The sequence below is a fragment of the Streptomyces sp. GL_141 genome (assembly GCF_057834385.1).
The window spans coordinates 3,306,824-3,321,177 of sequence record NZ_CM174402.1 but is presented as its reverse complement, the minus strand read 5'-3'; the positions used below and the strand labels follow the sequence as shown (position 1 = coordinate 3,321,177).

14 protein-coding genes are annotated in these 14,354 nt (G+C 71.0%); 6 read left to right on the top strand and 8 right to left on the bottom strand.

The features are described 5' to 3' along the window. Window positions 1–28 precede the first annotated feature (28 nt). On the top strand, window positions 29–913 hold the full coding sequence (locus tag AC3IX6_RS14100; RefSeq protein ID WP_489370462.1) for a polysaccharide deacetylase family protein: 885 nt from the start codon (window positions 29–31) through the stop codon (window positions 911–913). A gap of 16 nt (window positions 914–929) precedes the next feature. On the opposite strand, the gene AC3IX6_RS14095 is transcribed toward AC3IX6_RS14100, so the two are convergent. The 4 genes from AC3IX6_RS14095 to AC3IX6_RS14080 all read right to left on the bottom strand — a co-directional run bounded on the left by AC3IX6_RS14095 (window position 930) and on the right by AC3IX6_RS14080 (window position 5,795). After that, the gene (locus AC3IX6_RS14095; protein WP_489370461.1) at window positions 930–2,333 is read right to left on the bottom strand and encodes an FtsW/RodA/SpoVE family cell cycle protein; all 1,404 of its coding nucleotides are present in this window, start codon (window positions 2,331–2,333) and stop codon (window positions 930–932) included. Beyond that, a complete protein-coding gene (locus AC3IX6_RS14090) occupies window positions 2,321–3,601 on the bottom strand; it encodes an LCP family protein (RefSeq protein WP_489370460.1) in 1,281 nt (426 codons plus the stop codon). The genes AC3IX6_RS14095 and AC3IX6_RS14090 overlap by 13 nt, the downstream gene beginning before the upstream one ends. 81 nt (window positions 3,602–3,682) lie before the next feature. Beyond that, the gene (locus AC3IX6_RS14085) at window positions 3,683–5,113 is read right to left on the bottom strand and encodes a sensor histidine kinase (RefSeq protein WP_489370459.1); all 1,431 of its coding nucleotides are present in this window, start codon (window positions 5,111–5,113) and stop codon (window positions 3,683–3,685) included. Continuing rightward, the gene (locus tag AC3IX6_RS14080) at window positions 5,106–5,795 is read right to left on the bottom strand and encodes a response regulator transcription factor (protein WP_489370458.1); all 690 of its coding nucleotides are present in this window, start codon (window positions 5,793–5,795) and stop codon (window positions 5,106–5,108) included. The genes AC3IX6_RS14085 and AC3IX6_RS14080 overlap by 8 nt, the downstream gene beginning before the upstream one ends. Window positions 5,796–6,409: 614 nt before the next feature. Between AC3IX6_RS14080 and groES the strand changes: the two genes are divergently transcribed. Together groES and groL are read left to right on the top strand one after the other, a co-directional pair. After that, entirely contained in the window at window positions 6,410–6,718 is a 309-nt protein-coding gene (groES, locus tag AC3IX6_RS14075) for a co-chaperone GroES (RefSeq protein WP_008739621.1), read from the top strand. 136 nt (window positions 6,719–6,854) lie between these two features. Beyond that, complete coding sequence (gene groL / locus AC3IX6_RS14070; RefSeq protein ID WP_388503322.1) at window positions 6,855–8,486, top strand: chaperonin GroEL; 1,632 nt, start codon at window positions 6,855–6,857, stop codon at window positions 8,484–8,486. Window positions 8,487–8,616: 130 nt separating this feature from the next. Here groL and AC3IX6_RS14065 read toward each other — a convergent pair whose 3' ends face one another. The 3 genes from AC3IX6_RS14065 to AC3IX6_RS14055 all read right to left on the bottom strand — a co-directional run bounded on the left by AC3IX6_RS14065 (window position 8,617) and on the right by AC3IX6_RS14055 (window position 10,873). Beyond that, entirely contained in the window at window positions 8,617–9,315 is a 699-nt protein-coding gene (locus tag AC3IX6_RS14065) for an ester cyclase (RefSeq protein WP_489370457.1), read from the bottom strand. Between the two features lie 97 nt (window positions 9,316–9,412). Beyond that, a complete protein-coding gene (locus AC3IX6_RS14060; protein ID WP_489370456.1) occupies window positions 9,413–10,186 on the bottom strand; it encodes an SDR family NAD(P)-dependent oxidoreductase in 774 nt (257 codons plus the stop codon). A 9-nt stretch (window positions 10,187–10,195) separates the two neighbouring features. Further along, window positions 10,196–10,873: an MOSC domain-containing protein gene (locus AC3IX6_RS14055; RefSeq protein WP_489370455.1), complete on the bottom strand. Its 678-nt coding sequence runs from the start codon at window positions 10,871–10,873 to the stop codon at window positions 10,196–10,198. A gap of 80 nt (window positions 10,874–10,953) precedes the next feature. Here AC3IX6_RS14055 and AC3IX6_RS14050 point away from each other — a divergent pair, with 80 nt between their 5' ends. After that, window positions 10,954–11,853, top strand: a complete 900-nt coding sequence (locus AC3IX6_RS14050; protein ID WP_250744120.1) for a LysR family transcriptional regulator — start codon at window positions 10,954–10,956, stop codon at window positions 11,851–11,853. 164 nt (window positions 11,854–12,017) lie between these two features. Here the strand turns inward: AC3IX6_RS14050 and AC3IX6_RS14045 are convergent, their stop codons facing one another. Further along, entirely contained in the window at window positions 12,018–12,353 is a 336-nt protein-coding gene (locus tag AC3IX6_RS14045; RefSeq protein ID WP_489370454.1) for a WhiB family transcriptional regulator, read from the bottom strand. A 379-nt stretch (window positions 12,354–12,732) separates the two neighbouring features. On the opposite strand from AC3IX6_RS14045, the gene AC3IX6_RS14040 reads away from it, so the two are divergent. After that, window positions 12,733–13,344, top strand: a complete 612-nt coding sequence (locus tag AC3IX6_RS14040; RefSeq protein WP_003948568.1) for a response regulator transcription factor — start codon at window positions 12,733–12,735, stop codon at window positions 13,342–13,344. A 364-nt stretch (window positions 13,345–13,708) separates the two neighbouring features. Next, window positions 13,709–14,338 (top strand): sigma-70 family RNA polymerase sigma factor, encoded by a 630-nt coding sequence (locus tag AC3IX6_RS14035; protein WP_489370453.1) that lies wholly within the window; start codon window positions 13,709–13,711, stop codon window positions 14,336–14,338. Window positions 14,339–14,354: the final 16 nt, after the last annotated feature.

Below are 14,354 nucleotides of genomic sequence, written 5' to 3'. Positions count from 1 at the left end.
GAGGCCAGGGCGTCCCGGGAGGAAACAAGTGAGGCACGCGCGCCGGTTCGTAGCCGGAACGCTGACGGCCGGCGCGCTCGCGCTGTCCCTGACGGGGTGCGGGGCCAGCGTGGACCCCATCGAACGCCTGGGGCGCAAGACGACGGAGGCCAGGGCGACTCCGTCGCCCTCGGGGGCGGCCTCCCCCTCCGCCGCGGGCAAGGGATCGGTGGCCGCGGCGGACGAGGCGTACAAGAAGTGGGGCCTCAGCGGCCCCCTCCAGTACGCGCCCAAGCCGGCCGTGAAACCCCAGATCCCGCCGGCCGCGGCGGGCCGGGTCCAGGTCATCGACCGAATACCCGTCCCGGCGGACGACAAGGTCGTCTTCCTGACGTTCGACGACGGCGCGGAGAAGAACCCCGAGTTTCTGAAGATGGCCGCCGATCTGAAGCTGCCGATCGGCATGTTCCTGACGGACAACATCGCCTCGTCGGACTACGGCCACTTCGAAAAGCTCCGCGACAACGGCTCCGAGAGCACGATAAACAACCACACCCTGACGCACCCGAATCTCCGGACCCTGTCCTTCGAGGGACAGAAGAAGGAGATATGCGGGCAGCAGGAACGCCTGGAGAAGCGCTTCGGCAAACGGCCGACGCTCTTCCGCCCGCCGTACGGCAATCACAACGACGACACCCTCAGGGCCGCGCACGAATGCGGGATATCCCAGCTCCTCCTGTGGCGCGTGTCGATGCAGATCAACAATTTCCAGTACGCCGAGGGTTCCGCCCTCAAGCCGGGTGACATCATCCTGGCCCACTTCCGCGGTCCGGCGGAGCTCAAGGGCGCGTCGGAGATCCAGATGACGACCCGGATGCTCCAGCGGATACAGGAGCAGGGGTACCGGATAGGGCGGCTGGAGGACTACCTCTAGGGGATGCCCGGACGGCCTAGGGGCCCGCTGCCGCCATCGCCGGCGTGATCGTCGTTTCGGCCGGGCCCCGGGCGTCCGCCTCGCGTTGTCGTTCGGTGCTGTCGGAGATGCGCAGCAGCAGGGCGATCATGATCCAGTTGGCCAGGAGGGACGAGCCGCCCGCGGCCAGGAAGGGCAGGGCCTTGCCCGTCAGCGGGATCAGCCCCGTGACGCCGCCCGCCACGATGAAGACCTGGAGGGCCAGGGCGGACGACAGGCCCACCGCCAGCAGCTTGCCGAACGGGTCGCGGGCGCCCAGCGCCATCCGCAGCCCGCGCTGCACGAGGAGCGCGTAGAGGATCAGGACGGCCATGACCCCGGCCAGGCCGAGCTCCTCGCCGACCGTCGTCAGGATGAAGTCGCTGCGGCCCGCGAACTTGATCAGCTCGGGGTGGCCCATGCCGAGGCCCGTACCGGAGATGCCGCCCGTGCCGAAGCTGAACAGCGCCTGCGCCGACTGGTCCGAGACGACGCCCGGCGGCCGGTCCTTCCAGTAGTACGACAGCGGGTTCAGCCAGGCGGCCACGCGGGCCTTGACGTGCGGCTCCGTCGTGCCCACGACGAAGGCGCCCGCCGAGGCGAGGACCAGGCCGCAGACGATCCAGCTGGTGCGCTCGGTGGCCACGTAGAGCATGACCACGAAGACGCCGAAGAAGAGCAGCGAGGTGCCGAGGTCGCGCTCGAAGACCAGCACGAGCAGCGAGATGATCCACACCGTGATGAGGGGGCCGAGCTGGCGCATCGGCGGCAGCCGCATGCCCAGGAACTTGCGGCCCGACAGGGCCAGCGCGTCGCGGTGGATCACCAGGTAGCCCGCGAAGAAGACCGCGATCATGATCTTCACGAACTCGCCGGGCTGGACCGAGAGCCCGCCGAACTTGATCCAGCGCTTCGCCCCGTAGGTGTCCGCGCCGAAGAAGGCGGGCGCGATCAGCGCCACCAGTGCCACGACCATCGTGATGTAGATGAACCGCTGGAGGAGCCGGTGGTCGCGCAGGAGTGCCAGCACCGCGATGCAGGCCGCCACGCCGATCACCGTCCACATGAGCTGGCCGGGCGCCACCGCCGGAGAGTTGTACCGGTCGAGGTAGCCCTGGTCGAGGCGGTGCAGCAGCACCAGCCCCAGCCCGGTCAGCAGCAGGGCCAGCGGGAAGATCAGCGGATCCGCGTACGCCGCGAACCGGCGCACGGCCAGGTGCCCCACCAGCGCGAGCAGGGTCATGCTGACCACGAAGCCGGTGAGGCCGGCCGGTAGCTCGTCGTTCATCGCGAGGCCCGCGGCGATGTGGCCGGAAATGGTCACGGCGAGGACGAGGACGAGGAGCAGTGCTTCCGTGCGGCGGCGCGCGCCCGCCGAGGTCAGGGGTTTCAGTCCACGCACGGGACGCCGCCGCCGTCGATGGCGGGGGTTCCGCTGCTGCTCTGGGACGGTGCGGGCGCGGGGGCCGGCGCGGAGCCCCGGCCGGTGCCCGGGGTGGAGCCGGGGGCGGAGCCCTGCGGGGCGGGCGTGCCCGGTGAGGAGGGGGCGGCGCCAGGCGCGCTCGGGCTCGCAGAGGCCCCGGGCCCGATCCGCTCGGCTATGAACCGCTTTATCTTCATATCATCTACGACGTTTATCTCGGCGCCGTGGTTCCGGTCGAAGCCCTCGATGGGAAGGGTCACAAACTCCACGTTGCCCCCGGACAGGTTCTTCGCCTGCTTCACGAACGACAGCAGGTCCCATCCCTGATCGGTGACGACGTCCTGCTTCGCCGAGTCGATCAGCTTCATCAGCTTCAGCGGATCGGTGAAGGTCCCGGCCTGGTTCAGCTTGTACGTGGCCCCCGCCAGGAAGGCCTGCTGCCGCTTCGTCCGGTCCAGGTCGCCCATGGTCAGGCCGTGCCGCTGCCGTACGAAGGCCAGCGACTGCTGCCCGTCGAGCGTCTGGCGGCCCGCCGGGAAGTCGGCCCCCGAGTAGCCGTCCTTCGCCGGCTTCTTCAGACACACCGGTACGCCGCCCAGCGCGTCCGCGAGGTGGTAGAAACCGGCCAGGTTCAGCTCGGCGAAGTGGTCGATCGGCACGCCCAGGAAGCTGCGCACCGTCTCGAGCTCGGCCTTGCGGCCCGCCTCGCGCCCCTCGCGCTCCAGCTGCCGCCGGTCCTTGACCCCCTTCGCCGTGAGCTGGTCCTCGACCTTGGCCTTCGCCCGCCCGTACGCCTCCTTGATCTTGGCCTTGCCGGTGAACCCGGGCACGCCGTGCAGCTCGACGAAGTCGTCGCGCGGCACCGAGAAGGCCTTCGCCTTGCTCCCGTCGGCGGGGACGTGCAGCAGGATCAGGGTGTTGGTGTTGTAGCCGCCGACGTCGGAGCTCGCACCGGCGTGCAGTTTTTCGAGGATCGTCGGCGGGAGGTCCTCGCCGTTCTGGTCCCGGCGGCTGTCCAGGCCCATCAGCAGGATGTTCACGTCGCCGTGCTTCGACTTCTCGGCGCCCTCCAGGGCCTTGGAGCTGCCGATGCTGGAGGCGAGGTCGTCGTACAGGTACCAAGCGGTCGCCCCCGCGAGCACCACCAGGGCGCAGCCGGACGCCAGCAGGGTGCGGGTGAGCCTGCGGCGGCGGGACGCGGGCATCGGCGGCTTCTGTTCCCGGGTCTTCCTGCGGTGGGCGCTCATGCCTGTCGATGCTGGGGGAGCGGTGCTGAAGGAATCCTGAGGGTCCTGAAGGCGCCTTCAGGGGTGGCCGGGCCACGCCCCTCAGGAGCCCGGGCGCCCCGGCACGCGCAGCATCAGCCGGGCGCCGCCGGCGGGCGCGGGGAGCGCGTGGACCTCACCGCCGTGCGCCCGGGCGATCTCCCGGGCGATGGCCAGCCCCAGCCCGGTGCCGCCGCCGGCCCGGCTGCGGTCCGCGTCCAGGCGCACGAACCGCTCGAAGACGCGGTCCCGGTCGGCCTCCGGGATGCCCGGCCCGTCGTCCGTGACCTCCAGCAGCGCCCAGCCGTCCTCGGCCGAGGCCCGGACCACGACCCCGGTACGGGCGTACCGCAGGGCGTTGTCCACCAGGTTGGCCAGCGCCCGCTCCAGCCGCGCCGGATCCCCGGCGGCCGGTACGGGAGCCCGCGCGTCCAGCCGTAGCGGAACCCGGGGCTCCGGGCGCCGCGCCGCGTCCTCGGCGGCCAGCAGAGCGAGGTCCACCGGCTCGGTGCGCGGCGCGGGCCCGCCGTCGAGGCGGGCCAGCAGGAGCAGATCGGCCGCGATGCCCTGCAGCCGCTCGGTATCGGCCAGCGCGGCGGCCACCGACTCCCGGTCGGGGTCCCGCAGCGCCACCTCCAGCCGGGACCGGACGGCCGCGAGGGGGTTGCGCAGCTCGTGCGAGGCGTCGGCGGTGAACTGCCGCTGGCGGGCGTCGCTGCGCTCCAGCCGGTCGAGCGTCTCGTTGACCGTCCGGGCCAGCTGCGCGATCTCGTCGGCGCCGCCCGGGTCCGGGACCCGCCGGTCCAGCTCGCTCCCGGTGACCGCCGCCAGCCCGGTGCGGATCGCGGTGACCGGGCGCAGTGCGTGGCCCGTCACCCACCAGGCCAGCAGCGCCGAGAAGGCGATCAGCGGGGGCGCACCGGCCAGCAGGCCGAGCGCGACGGCCCGGTTGGCGTCGTCCACGTCGCCGAGCACGGTCGCGGCGTAGACGGTGTGCGGGTCGTGCGCCCCCGGCGGACCCGGCGCGTCCACGGCGACCACCACGCGCCGCTGTGCGCCGGGGCGCGCGGGCGGCAGGACGGCCGACCGCATGTCCCGGCCGGGCGCGGGGCTCAGCTCGGTGAGCTCCGGGGTGTCCTTCAGGTCCCCGCTGGTGGCCACGACCGTGCCGGCCGCGTTCCGTACGAGGACCAGGTCGACCCCGCCCTCGGGCGCGGGCAGCCGGCCGCCGGCCGGGAGGCTCCCGGTGTCGTACTGGGCGGCCACCTTGCGCGCGGCGAGCTCGGTGCGGCCGGTGGTGTTCTCGATGAGGTTGGCGCGCAGCAGGGTGTAGAGCCACAGCCCGCCGGCGGCCAGGACGGCGGCCATCGCGAGGGCGGCGGCCGCGGCGGCGCGTGCGCGGAGGCTGCCGAGGCGGCGGGGCCTGCGGGGGGTGGGCGCCGGTCCCGGTCCCGGTCCCGGTCCCGGTCCGGGCCGGGGTCCGGGGTCAGCCACCGTCCGGGGCCATCCGGTAGCCGGTGCCGTGCACCGTGAGGATCGAGCGGCGGCCGAAGGGGGCGTCGATCTTCCGGCGGAGCGAGGAGACGTAGACCTCGACGATGTTCGGGTCGATGCCGTGCGGGCTGTCCCAGACCTCGTCGAGGATGTCCTGTTTGGCGACGGCCCGGCCGGGCTGCTCCATCAGGCAGCCCAGGACGCCGAGCTCGCGGGCGGTCAGCTCGATCTCGTGCGTGCCCCGGCGGCAGCGGCGGCCCTGGGCGTCGAGCACGAGGTCGCCGGCCTGGAGCACGCTGGGCCGGGCGGCGCCCGCGGTGGCGGTGCGGCGGGTGAGCGCGCGGAGGCGGGCGGCGAGGACGACGAAGGAGAACGGTTTCGTCAGGTAGTCGTCCGCGCCCGAGTCCAGGCCCTCGGCCTCGTCGTACTCGCCGTCCTTGGCGGTCAGCATCAGCACGGGGGTGGCGACGCCGTGGGACCGCATGCGGGTGCAGATCTCGTAGCCGGAGAGGCCCGGGAGCATCAGGTCGAGGAGGACCACGTCGTACGGGCCTCCGGTGAGGGCCAGGTCCAGTCCGCGGTGGCCGTCGTGGGCGAGATCGACCCAGTGGCCGTCGGCGGAGAGGCCGCGCCGCAGTGAGTCGGCGAGGCTGACTTCGTCTTCGACGACCAGGATCCGCATGCCCCAAGCCTCACATACCGGGCAGACCTTCCTGACGCGGAGCTCGCGCCGCTGCGCCGGACTCCGTCCGGCGGTGGCCGGTCGGGGCTGCCGCCACCGCCGTCCCGGCGAGGGGTCGGGTGGGCGGGTGCGGGTGGCTCGGCCCGGCGGGGCGAAGTCCCCTACCCGCCCTTCCACCGTTCCCCGGGCGCTGCCCGGACCCGCGCCTCAAACGCCGGCGGGGCTGGGTGTGGCCGATGTAGGCCCGGATGTGCGCGCAGCGCAGCCTGGCGGGCTGGATTGCCCGTAGGGCAATTTCAGCCCCTCCGGCGTTTGGGGAGCAGGGGTCCGGGGACTGGTCCCCGGCAGCGGCGGCGCGCGGGGAACGGGGGTTCGGGGGTGCCCCGAGGGAGCGGGGTCCGGGGCCCGCACAGGCGGCCCCGGCCGCGAAACCAGCGGCGCGTATTGGCACTCCGCTTGACCGAGTGCTAATCCCCGGAATAGTCTCGCGTCTGGCACTCGCCCCTGGTGAGTGCCAACACGGCGACAGGCGGATCCGGCACCCGCGACGACGGATCGACCTGGTCGCCACCTCAGACAATTAACCCCGGATCTCCGAAGCGGAAGGTCAGATCGTGACGACCACCAGCTCCAAGGTTGCCATCAAGCCGCTCGAGGACCGCATTGTGGTCCAGCCGCTCGACGCCGAGCAGACCACGGCCTCTGGCCTGGTCATCCCGGACACCGCGAAGGAGAAGCCCCAGGAGGGCGTCGTCCTCGCCGTGGGTCCGGGTCGCTTCGAGGACGGCCAGCGTCTCCCGCTGGACGTCACCGTCGGCGACGTCGTCCTGTACTCGAAGTACGGCGGCACCGAAGTGAAGTACAACGGCGAGGAGTACCTCGTCCTCTCGGCCCGCGACGTGCTCGCGATCGTCGAGAAGTAATCACTTCTCCAGTTTTGCTTTGAGCTACGCCCCTGGTCACCCCTGCTGATGCCGGGCGGCGAGGGGCGTAGTTCGTGTCTGACAGGCGGTCGCGGTGAGCGGCCGGGGATAGCAACGAGAGGGCTGAACCGCTCCCATGCCGAAGATTCTCAAGTTTGACGAGGACGCCCGTCGCGCCCTTGAGCGTGGCGTCAACAAGCTTGCCGACACCGTGAAGGTGACGATCGGTCCCAAGGGCCGCAACGTCGTCATCGACAAGAAGTTCGGCGCTCCCACCATCACGAACGACGGTGTCACCATCGCGCGTGAGGTCGAGCTCGACGACCCGTACGAGAACCTTGGCGCGCAGCTCGTCAAGGAGGTCGCGACCAAGACCAACGACGTCGCGGGTGACGGCACCACCACCGCCACCGTCCTGGCGCAGGCGCTGGTCCGCGAGGGTCTGCGCAACGTCGCCGCGGGTGCTTCCCCGGCCGCCCTGAAGAAGGGCATCGACGCCGCGGTCAAGGCCGTCTCCGACGAGCTCCTCGCGACCGCCCGTCCGATCGAGGACAAGTCCGACATCGCCGCCGTGGCCGCGCTCTCCGCGCAGGACCAGCAGGTCGGTGACCTCATCGCCGAGGCGATGGACAAGGTCGGCAAGGACGGTGTCATCACCGTCGAGGAGTCCAACGCCTTCGGCCTGGAGCTCGAGTTCACCGAGGGCATGGCCTTCGACAAGGGCTACCTGTCCCCGTACATGGTCTCCGACCAGGAGCGTATGGAGGCCATCCTCGATGACCCGTACATCCTGATCAACCAGGGCAAGATCTCCTCCATCCAGGACCTCCTGCCGCTGCTCGAGAAGGTCATCCAGGCCGGCGCCTCCAAGCCGCTCCTGATCATCGCCGAGGACGTCGAGGGCGAGGCGCTCTCCACCCTCGTCGTCAACAAGATCCGTGGCACCTTCAACGCCGTCGCCGTCAAGGCGCCCGGCTTCGGTGACCGCCGCAAGGCGATGCTTCAGGACATGGCCACCCTCACCGGTGCCACCGTCATCGCCGAGGAGGTCGGCCTCAAGCTCGACCAGGCCGGTCTGGACGTACTGGGCTCCGCCCGCCGCGTCACGATCTCCAAGGACAGCACCACCATCGTCGACGGTGGCGGCTCCTCCGACGAGGTCCTCGGCCGCGTCAACCAGATCAAGGCCGAGATCGAGTCGACCGACTCGGACTGGGACCGCGAGAAGCTGCAGGAGCGCCTGGCGAAGCTCGCCGGCGGCGTCTGCGTCATCAAGGTCGGCGCCGCCACCGAGGTGGAGCTCAAGGAGAAGAAGCACCGTCTCGAGGACGCCATCTCGGCGACCCGCGCCGCGGTCGAGGAGGGCATCGTCTCCGGCGGTGGCTCCGCTCTCGTCCACGCCGTGAAGGTGCTCGAGGGCAACCTCGGCCTGTCGGGCGACGAGGCCACCGGTGTCGCGGTCGTGCGCCGCGCCGCCGTCGAGCCGCTGCGCTGGATCGCGGAGAACGCCGGCCTCGAGGGCTACGTCATCACCGCGAAGGTCGCCGAGCTCGAGAAGGGCCAGGGCTTCAACGCCGCCACCGGCGAGTACGGCGACCTGGTCAAGGCCGGCGTCATCGACCCGGTCAAGGTCACCCGCTCCGCGCTGGAGAACGCCGCTTCCATCGCGTCCCTGCTGCTCACGACCGAGACCCTGGTCGTCGAGAAGCCGGCCGACGACGAGGGCGACGCCGGTCACGGCCACGGTGGCCACGGCCACAGCCACTGACCTCGTCGGCAAGCACGCCGGGTAAGTACGGCAAGTAAGCACGGCAAGTAAGTACGGCAAGGCCCCGGTCACCGCTGCCAAGCGGTGGTGACCGGGGCTTTGCCGTGTGCCGCCGACCCTGGGTGGAGCGTCAGCCGGGCATCATGCCCATCTGCCGCATCAGGCCCGGGGCGTCGTAGTACCACCAGTCCTCGGCGATCTGGCCGTTCTCGATCCGGCAGGTCGTACAGCCCGACATCGTGAATTCCTTGCCGGTCGGCGCGACCCCCATGAACTCGCCCTTGTGGGTGCCCTTCCAGTCCCAGAGGGTCGTGACGCAGTCGCCTTCGGCGACCTGGCGCGTCATGTCGAAGGTCATGTCGAAGGCGCCCCGCCACATGCCGACGGTCTTGCGGATGCCCTCGCGGCCGTTGCCCTCGCCGGTGCTCTCCATGATGTCGTGGGTGACGTAGCCGGCCGCGATGCACTCTTCGATGACGTCGAAGTCGCCCTTGCCCACGACCTCCCCGAGGAAGCGGTTCACGACGAGCTTGTTGAGGTACTCGTCGCGGACCACGTCGAGGTTCATGAACTTCGGCATGCCTTCGCAGAGCGCCACCATCTCCTGGAACATCCGGTCGGTTTCCGGGAGCTGAGAGTTCTTCATGGCCTCTTCGTACGAGGGGAATTCGACGAGGTCCATGTAGTGGGTCTTGGAGTCGCGGTCCCTGCCGATGAGTGTGTGGGTGACCGTGCGCTTGCCGGCGGTCTGCTCGGCATAGCGGTCGATGAGACTGTTCATCTCGTCGAAGCGCTTGGTCTCGTAGTCGATCACTTGTACGAATGTCATCGCGTCGCCTCCCGCGCTGGATGGGACACGTCCAGTCTAGGGAGATTTCACCCATATGCCGCGTTTACTCACAGGTCACCACGGAGTGGGTCGCCGGTTACTGAGGGCCGTACTTGCGCCCCGTACGCGAGGACACCCCGCCCAGCAGCCCCCGCGGGGCCACCTTCACCAGGCCCATCAGCGCCTTGTACCGAGGATCCGGGATCGACACCGTCCTGCCCCGCGCCAGATCGGCCAGGGCCGCCGCCACCAGCTTGTCGGCGTCGAGCCACATCCAGCCGGGGATGTTGTCCGTGCCCATGCCGGCCCGCTCGTGGAACTCGGTGCGCACGAAGCCCGGGCACAGCGCCATCATCCGTACGCCCGAGCCGGCCAGGTCCTTGGCCGCGCCCTGGGTGAACTGCACGACCCAGGCCTTGCTCGCCCCGTAGGTGCCGCGCGGCAGGAAGGCGGCCACCGAGGCCACGTTGATCACGCCGCCGCGCCCGCGCGAGCGCATCGGGTCCACGGCCGCCGAGGTCAGCCGCAGCACGGCCTCGATGTGGACCTTCAGCATGGTCAGCTCGTCGGCCATGGAGACCTCGAGGTAGCGGCCCTTGTTGCCGAAGCCCGCGTTGTTCACCAGCAGGTCCACCGGGTGCTTGGGGTCGGCGAGGCGCTCCTCGACCGCCGTGATGCCCTCCTCGGTGGAGAGGTCGGCGGCCAGCACCTCGGCCTCGATCCCGTGCCGGTCGTGCAGCTCGGTGGCCTGCTCGCCGAGCCGCTTGGTGTCCCGGGCCACCAGGACGAGGTTGTGGCCCTGGGCGGCGAGCCGCCGGGCGAAGGCGGCGCCGATGCCCGCCGTGGATCCCGTAATCAACGCAGTCGTCATAGGCGCAACCTAGTCGCCCTGCTTCCCGTACTTCTCCACATGGGCCAGCGCCTTGTCCCGAGCCTCCGGCTCCAGGGCGTCGCCCGCCACCAGCGTGCGCGGCAGCAGCTCCCGCTCGGTGGTGAAGGCGCGGAACCAGAACTCCACCGTCACCTCGTGGTCCGGGCGGTGCACGACCTCGATGGTGTCGCCGGGTGAGACCGAACCCTCCCGCAGGACCCGCAGGTAGGCGCCCGGCCGGGCCTCCTGGGTGAACCGCTTGACCCACGCCTTCTCGCCGAGCATCCCCTGGAAGGTCCGGCACGGGATGCGGGCCGAGGCCACTTCCAGGAGCAGGTCCGGGCCGACCCGCCAGCGCTCGCCGAGCAGTGCGCCGTTCACGTCGAGGCCGGAGGTGGTGAAGTTCTCGCCGAAGAGCCCGCCGGGCAGTTCGCGGCCGAGCTCGCCCTCCCACCAGTCCAGGTCCTCGCGGGCGTACGCGTACACGGCCTGGTGGTCCCCGCCGTGATGGCGCAGGTGGCAGACGTCGTCCCCCTCGACGCCGCTCGCGCCGACGCCCTTGGGGCCCGGCGCGAAGACCCGTACGGGGCCCGGCGCGGGAATCTTGCCGTGACCGGTCAGCCCGTCCGGGGCGTCGGTGTAGTCGACGGCCGTCGCGCGGCCCAGGTTCACGGAGATCAGATGCATGGCTCAACGCTAGCCGAATCACCTCAAAGGCAGCCGGGGATTATTCGCGCCGAGGTCAAAGCGCCCCTTATGCTCGAAGGGTGATCGAGGCACGTCATCTCCGAGTTCTGCGCGCTGTCGCCGGAACCGGGTCCTTCTCCGCCGCCGCCCGCGAGCTCGGCTGCACCCAGCCGGCCGTCTCCCAGCAGATGAAGGCGCTGGAACAGTCCGCCGGCACCCCGCTGCTGATCCGCACCGGGCGCGAAATGCGCCTCACCCAGGCCGGTGAGGCGCTGGTCCGGCATGCCGCCGGGATCCTCGCCGGGCTGACGGCGGCCGAGGAGGAGGTCGCGGCGATCGCCGGGCTGCGCGCCGGCCGGGTCCGGCTGGTCTCCTTCCCCAGCGGCAGTTCCACGCTGGTGCCGACCGCGCTCGCGGCGATGCGCGCCGAGCACCCCGGGACCCGGATCTCGCTCGTCGAGGCGGAGCCGCCGCGCTCGGTGGAGATGCTGCGCGAGGGGGACTGTGATCTCGCGCTGGCCTTCCGCTACGGAGGCGCCTCCGGATCGGCGGCCGAGTGGGAGGACCTCGTGGTCCGGCCGCTGCTGACCGACCGGCTCGTCGGCCTGGTCCCCGAGGGGCACCGGCTGGCGGGAGCGGAGCGGGTGGGCATGGCGGAGCTGGCCGACGAGCCCTGGATCGCGGGCTGTCCGCGCTGCCGCCGCCATCTGGTGGAGGTGTGCGAGGCCGCCGGCTTCACCCCGCGCATCGACTTCGCCACCGACGACTACCCGGCCGTGGTCGGCCTGGTCGGGGCCGGGCTCGGGGTCGCGGTGCTGCCGGAGCTCGCGGTGGAGTCCGTACGGGCCAAGGGCGTGAGCACCCTCGCCGTGGAACCGGCCGTCGAGCGGGAGGTCGTCGCGCTGACCCTGCCCGACCTGGCGCGGGTCCCGGCGGTGGCCGCGACCCTGACCCAGCTGGAGCGGGCCGCCCGGCGCTGATCGTCCGCGCCGGACGGGGCGCCACGCGAAGGACCGTACGGCGGTACGGCCGGTCGGGTGGCAGCCCGGTCCGGTACGCGGCACGCCCGTGCGTGCGTGCCGGTGCTGTGTGTGGCGAATGAGCTGGAGGAAACGTTCCTTCGGTCGTTTCGTGTGGAGCCCGCTCAGTGCGGAGCGATCGGTGCGCTCGGCCCGATCGTGCTCGTCGCCGGGATCAGGCGATGGCGGGCGCGGCCCATCAGTTCTTCGCGTTCGTCCTCGGTGAGGCCGCCCCACACCCCGTAGGGCTCGCGGACGGCGAGTGCGTGCGCGGCGCATTCAGAACGCACCGGGCATCGCATGCAGACCTCTTTAGCCGAGGTCTCGCGCGCGCTCCTGGCCGCGCCCCGCTCGCCTTCCGGGTGGAAGAAGAGGGAGCTGTCGACCCCGCGGCAGGCGGCCAGCAGCTGCCAGTCCCAGAGGTCGGCGTTCGGTCCGGGGAGGCGGGAGAAATCTGCCATTGGTAGTCCTCTTGGTGCCGGTACTGAGGCGGATACGGTCCATGTCTCCACACCTACTGTCGTAGTAGATGTAAATATGACTCATTGGGAATCTAGCCTCAGACATGCGCCAAACGGAAGGAAAGCCGCCAAATAGGGCATACCGTCATCTGGAGGACACGCGGCGAGCGGCTCCTGCCTCGTGTTCGCTTCCTCACGTAGAGTGCCGAAGGTGTCCGTCCGACCCGTAACTCTTTCGAGTGACCATCGTTGAGAGTGCGAAGGCGGTTGAACCAAGAAGTTCTCGGACATGTGTCCGGGAGCATCGACCGCACAGGTGACGATACGTACCAGCCTGGAGGCTCAAGGTGACGCGCATCAGCAGCTGCGGAGGGCGGTCATGACATCCGTCCTCGTCTGCGACGACTCCCCGCTTGCCCGAGAGGCGCTCCGTCGCGCGGTTGCCACCGTGCCCGGCGTCGAGCGAGTGACGACGGCTGCCAACGGCGAGGAAGTCCTCCGCCGCTGGGGTGCCGACCGTTCCGACCTGATTCTGATGGATGTCCGGATGCCCGGGCTCGGCGGTGTGGAGACGGTTCGCCGGCTGCTCTCGGCCGACCCCGGCGCCCGCATCATCATGCTGACGGTCGCCGAGGACCTGGACGGCGTGGCCCTCGCGGTCGCCGCCGGCGCCCGGGGCTATCTGCACAAGGACGCCTCGCGCGCCGAACTGCGGGCCACGGTCACCCAGGCCCTCGCCGACCCGACCTGGAGGCTGGCCCCGCGCCGGCTCCGCTCGGCCGAGATGGGCGCCGCGCCCACGCTCACCGCGCGCGAGATCCAGGTGCTGGAGGGCATGAGCCACGGCCGGTCCAATGCGGAGATCGGGCGCGAGCTCTTCCTCTCCGAGGACACGGTCAAGACGCACGCCCGCCGGCTGTTCAAGAAGCTCGGTGCGTCCGACCGGGCGCACGCCGTGGCGCTCGGGTTCCGCTGGGGCCTGGTCCGCTGACCGTGCGACCGCCGGCCCTCACCGGCCGGCGGTGCCGCGGGCGGGCCGGCCCGCCCGGGTTTCCCGTGGTCCCGGGCACCCCTCCGAATCTCCCGCGGTCCGATCCGCCGCACCCTGGTGCGCACCGGGGATTGACGGTGCACAATCCGGGGGACGTGTCGCTTCGGGCGCGATGCCGCATGCTTGAGGGTGTGGCGCATCCTGGAGATGTCGCCGCGGGGACGATTCGGCCGAGCGGGAGGGGAGGGGCCAGAGCATGAGTTCCGGTGCACCCACCCCGCACAACCCGTCGACGCATAACGCTTCGACGCACAACACGGGCCGCGGTGCCGCGAATACTCCGGCGCCAAGGCACCATGGATTGATGCGCGACGACGAGGCCCCGGGGTCACCCGCGACCACAGGCGGCAGCGGCGCCTCCCGAAACAGCGGCGACAGTACCGTCAGCGCGCTCGTACGCCGTGCGGTGGACGGCGACGAGCAGGCCACGCACGATCTGCTCGCCTTCGTGCACCCCCTCGCCATCCGCTACTGCCGCTCCCGCCTGTCGCGACTTCCGGGTGACGCTCGTCACTTCGTGGAGGACCTGGCGCAGGAGGTCTGCGTCGCCGTCCTGATGGCCCTGCCGCGCTACCGCGACACCGGGCGCCCCTTCGAGGCCTTCGTCTTCGCCATCGCCGCGCACAAGGTCGCCGATCTCCAGCGGGCCGCGATGCGCCATCCGGGCAGTACGGCCGTGCCCTCCGACGAGATGCCGGAACGGCCCGACGACTCCCTGGGTCCGGAGGAGCGCGCACTGCTCAGCAGCGACGCCGCCTGGGCCAAGAAGCTGCTCGCCAACCTTCCGGAGAACCAGCGCGAGCTCCTCGTGCTGCGCGTGGCCGTCGGGCTGACCGCCGAAGAGACCGGGCAGATGCTCGGAATGTCTCCCGGGGCGGTGCGCGTCGCCCAGCACCGGGCGCTGAGCCGGCTCCGTGCGCTCGCCGAGCAGTAGGCCGTACGGGGTTTTT